Annotated in this window: 5 protein-coding genes; 4 read left to right on the forward strand and 1 reads right to left on the reverse strand. The window is 60.5% G+C overall.

Annotated features, from left to right (window positions below):
* Positions 1-209: 209 nt before the first annotated feature.
* A complete protein-coding gene (locus tag Q0L30_RS02315) occupies positions 210-1,403 on the reverse strand; it encodes a M20 aminoacylase family protein (RefSeq protein WP_296650644.1) in 1,194 nt (397 codons plus the stop codon).
* A 302-nt stretch (positions 1,404-1,705) separates the two neighbouring features.
* Between Q0L30_RS02315 and Q0L30_RS02320 the strand changes: the two genes are divergently transcribed.
* The 4 genes from Q0L30_RS02320 to rsmH all read left to right on the forward strand — a co-directional run.
* The gene (locus Q0L30_RS02320; protein WP_296650647.1) at positions 1,706-3,379 is read left to right on the forward strand and encodes a long-chain fatty acid--CoA ligase; all 1,674 of its coding nucleotides are present in this window, start codon (positions 1,706-1,708) and stop codon (positions 3,377-3,379) included.
* A 486-nt stretch (positions 3,380-3,865) separates the two neighbouring features.
* The gene (coq7, locus tag Q0L30_RS02325) at positions 3,866-4,546 is read left to right on the forward strand and encodes a 2-polyprenyl-3-methyl-6-methoxy-1,4-benzoquinone monooxygenase (protein WP_296650650.1); all 681 of its coding nucleotides are present in this window, start codon (positions 3,866-3,868) and stop codon (positions 4,544-4,546) included.
* A gap of 387 nt (positions 4,547-4,933) precedes the next feature.
* The gene (mraZ, locus tag Q0L30_RS02330; protein WP_028214080.1) at positions 4,934-5,362 is read left to right on the forward strand and encodes a division/cell wall cluster transcriptional repressor MraZ; all 429 of its coding nucleotides are present in this window, start codon (positions 4,934-4,936) and stop codon (positions 5,360-5,362) included.
* A gap of 29 nt (positions 5,363-5,391) precedes the next feature.
* A partial coding sequence (gene rsmH / locus Q0L30_RS02335; protein WP_296650655.1) for a 16S rRNA (cytosine(1402)-N(4))-methyltransferase RsmH occupies positions 5,392-5,974 on the forward strand: 583 nt, incomplete at its 3' end.

The raw sequence follows: 5,974 nt of genomic DNA on the forward strand, positions 1-5,974 counted from the left end.
TGATAGTGCGGATTGCCCGTGTGAAAGTAGGTAATCGTCAGGCTCCTTATGCTGTATCCGAAACCCCGGTGTCTCCCTGAGCGCCGGGGTTTTGGCGTTTACGCCTGCGCTCTGGAGCAGACGAGGCTGCACGGTAAAAATCAAAACAGCAGCGCACATGAAAAAGCCGTCCCGAAGGACGGCTTCTCTGCATTCAAGCTCGTGACGCTCTACTTCTGCGCGAGAAACTTCGTCGCAAGCTGAACCCAATACGACGAGCCGACCGGCAGCAACTGGTCGTTGAAATCGTAGCTGGCGTTGTGCAACATGCACGGCCCCGCGCCGTGGCCCGCATCGCGATGTCCACCATCGCCATTACCCAAAAAAGCGTAGCAACCCGGCTTCTCGAGCAGCATGAACGAGAAATCCTCGGCGCCCATCGTCGGCTCTACGCTGGCGTTCACGCGATCTTCGCCGACTATCTCGCGCATGACCTCCGCGGCAAACTGCGTTTCCTTGCTGCTGTTTACCGTCGGCGGATAGTTGCGGTAGAAGGTCACCTCAGCCGTGCAATCGTAGGCTTCGGCCGTGCTCGCAGCGATCTTGCGCAGCCGCGATTCGATCAGATCGAGCGTATCCGTCGTGAACGTGCGGACGGTCCCGGCCAACCATGCATCATTCGGTACGACATTCACCGCATCGCCGGCGTGAATCTGCGTGATCGACAGTACCGCCGTGTCGAGCGGCTTCTTGTTGCGTGTGATGATACTCTGCAGCGCATTCACGATCTGTGCGGCAGTGAATACGGGATCGTGTCCATAGTGCGGCAGCGCCGCATGTGAACCGACGCCTTTAATGTCGATGCGGAATTCGTTGCTCGATGCCATGATCGGGCCTTCAGTCACGCCGAAGTGACCCGCAGGCATGCCCGGCCAGTTATGAATGCCGAACACGGCGTCGACGGGAAAGCGCTCGAACAACCCATCCTCGATCATCGCTTTCGCACCGGCGCCACCCTCTTCGGCAGGCTGGAAGATAAACACCACCGTGCCGTCGAACTGCCCGTGCTTCGCGAGATATCGCGCTGCGCCAAGCAGCATCGCCGTATGGCCATCGTGTCCGCACGCGTGCATCTTGCCTTCATTGCGCGAGCGGTGCTCGAACGTATTCAGTTCGTGGATCGGCAGTGCGTCCATATCTGCGCGCAGCCCCACCGAGCGCGTGCCGTTGCCACGTTTTAGAACACCGACGACGCCGGTTTTGCCCAGTTCGCGATGTACGTCGATCCCCCATCCTGCTAGCGTCGATGCAACCAGATCAGATGTGCTGGTTTCTTCGTAGCGCAGTTCGGGGTGAGCGTGAATCGTTCGTCGGAGGGTCTGGATTTCGCCTTGGGCGGACTGAATTTCCGGGATCAGTTTCATGGCGGACGGTGCGCGAGCGAGTGAGCACCCGGATTGAACCGGGTTTGAATAAACCATTCTACGCCCAACCCCTTTTTTTGCTTCAACGCTTCGGGATCCTCGAACGGTCACAACACCAAAGAGGCGATGAGCCGGATATCGGCGGCAAGGCGACACTCTGCGCTGCCTGGTCGCTAGTCGTGTGCCGCCGCCGTTCGAGTGCTGCATCTAACTTGCTGATTCGCAGGGTTAAGCCCCAATGCTTCCGTGCTACGATCCACTTTTTAGCACGACCATTCGAAAAATAAAGGAGACGACGCCGTATGGAAAAAGTCTGGCTGAAATCGTATCCCCCGGGCGTTCCCTCGGAAATCGATCCGAGCCGCTACGCGTCGATCACGGCGCTGCTCGAAGAAAGCTTTGCCGCCTGGCGAACGAGGCCCGCTTTCGCATGCATGGGCAAGCAGATCACTTACGGCCAGCTTGACGACCTCTCGCGCCGGCTCGCGGCGTGGTTCCAGTCGCGCGGCATCGCGCGCGGCGCGCGCATCGCCATCATGATGCCGAATGTGCTTCAGTACCCGGTCGCGCTTGCCGCAATCTTGCGTGCGGGCTATGTGGTCGTGAACGTGAATCCGCTCTACACGCCGCGCGAACTCGAACATCAGCTGAAGGACAGCGGTGCCGAAGCGATCGTCATCCTTGAGAATTTTGCGTCGACGCTCGATGCCGTCGTCGCGAGGACGAGCGTCAAGCACATCGTGGTCGCCTCGATGGGCGATCTGCTTGGTGTGAAGGGCTGTCTCGTCAATTTCGTCGTGCGGCGCGTGAAGAAGATGGTGCCTGTGTGGACCCTGCCGGGCCACGTGCGGTTCAACGACGCGATCGCAGCCGGTGCGCGCACACAGTTCCAGCCCGTCGAGCAGTCGGGCGACGACGTCGCGTTTCTGCAGTACACGGGCGGCACGACCGGCGTTTCGAAGGGCGCGACGCTACTGCATCGCAATCTGATCGCCAACGTGCTGCAATCGGCTGCGTGGAGCGAGCCCGCGCTCGCCAAGCTGCCAGACGGCGTCCAGGCGGTGACGGTCGCAGCGCTGCCGCTCTATCACGTGTTTGCGTTGACGGTCTGCGGCCTGCTGACGATCCGCACGGGCGGCCTCGCCGTCCTGATCCCGAACCCGCGCGACATTGCGGGCATGATCAAGGAACTCGAGGGCTACTCGATCACGACGTTCCCCGCGGTGAACACGCTCTACAACGCCGTTCTCAATCACCCGGATTTCGGCAAGCTCGATTTTTCGAAGCTGCTCGTTGCCAACGGCGGCGGCATGGCGGTGCAGGAAGCCGTGGCGAAGCGCTGGTACGAGAAGACACATGCGCCGATCATCGAGGGCTACGGCCTGTCTGAAACGTCGCCGAGCGTAACCTGCAATCCGACGACGGCGACCGAATACACCGGTACGATCGGTCTGCCGCTTCCGTCGACGGAAATTTCGATCCGCGACGATGCGGGTAACGAATTGCCGATCGGAGAAGCGGGCGAAATCTGCATTCGCGGACCACAGGTGATGGCGGGCTACTGGCAGCGGCCGGAGGAGACGGCGAAGGTCATGACGCCGGACGGCTTCTTCAAGTCGGGCGATGTGGGCCTGATGAACGCGCGCGGCTATGTGAAGCTCGTCGACCGCAAGAAGGACATGATTCTCGTCTCGGGCTTCAACGTGTATCCGAACGAGGTGGAGGACGTGGTCGCGAAGCTGCCGGGCGTATTCGAAGTGGCGGCCGTGGGTGTGCCCGACCAGCATTCCGGCGAGGCGGTGAAGCTTTTCATCGTGAAGAAGGACCCGACGCTCACCGACAAGGACGTGTTCGACTACTGCAAGACGCAGCTCACGGGTTACAAGCGTCCGAAAATTATCGAGTTCCGCAACGAGCTGCCGAAGAGCAACGTCGGCAAGATTTTGCGCCGGGAATTGCGCGACGGCCGCGCTTGAGCGGTGCCGATCACCGGTAAAGGCTTAGGCCCGCCCGCGAGGGCGGGCCTTTCTTATTTGTGCGTGGCGAACCCGGAATCAGCCAAAGCGCAACCGCGCCGCCGCAAAGAAAAAAGGCGCCCTAAGGCGCCTTCGAGTTTGCTACAACTCTTCTTCTTCGAACTTGTGTCGGATCCCGAGCGTTTCTGGTTTTTTTACGTTTTATACGCAGAGCCGATTTTTTATTGACGTCGGTCTTTGCGTTCAACTTCGCGAGAGGTTGCACGTAATGTAACAAACCCGCCGGCCGGGGCAAAATAAAACCGGTCCGCTTCTAAGTACCTGTTTCGTTTACACAACATGGTCTAAAATATGCGCCTGCTATCGGCGCCGCCCCTGATTGACTGCGATCCGGGAATTCTTGTATTTGCAGGAGCAGCCGCAAAAGCAGCTGCAAAAACGCGGCTTGCGGCCTGGCCGCCGTTCGAGCAATCAAAGGGAGGTTGGATGACGCTTGACGATTTGATTACCGAATTCGATCGGGGCCTGCGCTCCGTTACGGGCGTTTCCCGCATGACGCGGCCGATGCCCGTACCGCCTGCCCAGTCATCGGGGGGGGAATCTGCAGAATCCACCGACTCCGCCGAAACGATGACGCCCGCCGCTACGGAACTCACGCAGGCCGAGCGTGCGCACGCCGCCGGGCTGATGCGCGTGAATCACGTCGGTGAAGTGTGTGCCCAGGCCCTTTATCAGGCGCAAAAGTTGGCCACGCGTTCGTCCACGCTGAAGGCAGCGTTCGAACAGGCCGCGCGCGAGGAGGAGGATCACCTCGCGTGGACCGCGCGCCGCCTGCAGGCGCTCGACGCGCGCCCGAGCCTGCTCAATCCGCTCTGGTATGCGGGCGCGGTGGCGATCGGTCTGGCCGCCGGCCGCTTTGGCGACAAGGTGAGTCTCGGTTTCATGGCCGAAACCGAGCGCCAGGTGGAACATCATCTCGACGGTCACCTGGAAAGCCTCCCGCCCGCCGATCTCGAATCGCGTGCCATCGTCGAGCAGATGCGCGCCGACGAGATCGCCCACGCGAAAGCGGCGGCCGATGCAGGCGGTGTCGAACTGCCGTTGCCAGTGCGCGCGCTGATGCGCACTGTATCGAAAATAATGACGCGTACGGCGTACTACATTTGAGGTTTTGATACGGAGCGGCGCCCTGTGCCGCTCCGTGTTTTGCACGCGATCCAACCCAGCTCGTCCCGCGCTTTTATTCCCGCCGAATCAAGTCCCGCCTGCGGTTTTCTTCGTGCTTTTCACGTATCACCTTCACAACCTGCGTTAGCTCATTCATTCGTAACGGTTTTTTATTTCTAACCTGACCTTAGGAAATGCCGCTAAGTCATTGTTCTATCGGACAAATTTCGTGAAAAAGCGAGCAGCGCCCCTTGACCCTTGTTGGGCGCTCCTCTAAAGTGGGAGACAGTGTGAGAAAGTGTATTTTTGTGTGATTTCCGGGGCCTATTCGGGTAAATTTTTCGAATTGAGACGGTTGGCCAGTGCCGCCGTTTGAGGGGGAGCAAATTGTTCCAGGGGGCGTCGGCGCTGACTCTTGATGCGAAAGGACGGATGTCGATTCCGTCGCGCTATCGGGACGCGCTGCAACAACAGGCAGAGGGACGGGTGACGATCACCAAGCACCCGGACGGCTGCCTGTTGCTATTTCCGCGCCCCGAATGGGAAGTGTTCCGCGCGAAAGTCGCCGCCTTGCCGATGGATGCGCACTGGTGGCGCCGGATTTTTCTCGGCAATGCGTCCGATGTCGACGTCGACAGCGCGGGCCGTGTGCTCGTCTCACCCGAACTACGCCTTGCGGCGGGAATGGAAAAGGAAGTCATGCTGCTTGGCATGGGTAGTCATTTTGAGTTGTGGGATGCACAGACCTACGCGGCCAAGGAGCAGGCCGCGATGGCCCAGGGCATGCCCGACGCCTTGAAAAATTTCACGTTCTGATCGCGGTTTAAAAAGCTATGGCATCTGCGATGGGACAGGGACTGCAGCATCGCACGGTGCTGCTCGACGAAGCGGTCGATGCACTCGTTACGCGTGCGGACGGCCTGTATGTGGACGGCACGTTCGGGCGCGGCGGGCACAGCCGCGCGATCCTCGGCCGGCTCGCCGAGGGCGGGCGCCTGATCGCGTTCGACAAGGATCCGCTCGCGATCGCCGAGGCCGCGACGATCGGGGATTCGCGTTTCGCCATCGTGCACGAGAGTTTTGCTTCGCTGCGCGACGCTCTGGCGTCGCGCGGGGTAGGACGTGTGTCGGGTGTGCTGCTGGATCTTGGCGTGTCGTCGCCGCAAGTCGACGACCCGCAGCGCGGTTTCAGTTTCCGCGCGGATGGTCCGCTCGACATGCGGATGGACCCGACGCGCGGCGAGTCTGCCGCTGACTGGCTCGCTCGGGCCACGTTGCAGGAACTGACGGAGGTGATTCGAGATTATGGGGAAGAACGGTTTGCTTTTCAGATTGCAAAGGCGCTTGTTGCTCGCCGGGCAGAGTCCGACCGTCTCGGGCCTCTCGACAGCACGGGCGAGCTTGCCCAAATCGTGGCTAACGTCGTCA

The sequence above is a fragment of the Paraburkholderia sp. genome (assembly GCF_024281035.1).
Taxonomy (GTDB): Bacteria; Pseudomonadota; Gammaproteobacteria; order Burkholderiales; family Burkholderiaceae; genus Paraburkholderia.

Bases quoted from the DNA above. Each gene is read 5' to 3' on its own strand.
- Q0L30_RS02315 (WP_296650644.1), bottom strand. From the start codon at position 1,403: ATGAAACTGATCCCGGAAATTCAGTCCGCCCAAGGCGAAATCCAGACC.
- Q0L30_RS02320 (WP_296650647.1), top strand. From the start codon at position 1,706: ATGGAAAAAGTCTGGCTGAAATCGTATCCCCCGGGCGTTCCCTCGGAA.
- coq7 (WP_296650650.1), top strand. From the start codon at position 3,866: ATGACGCTTGACGATTTGATTACCGAATTCGATCGGGGCCTGCGCTCC.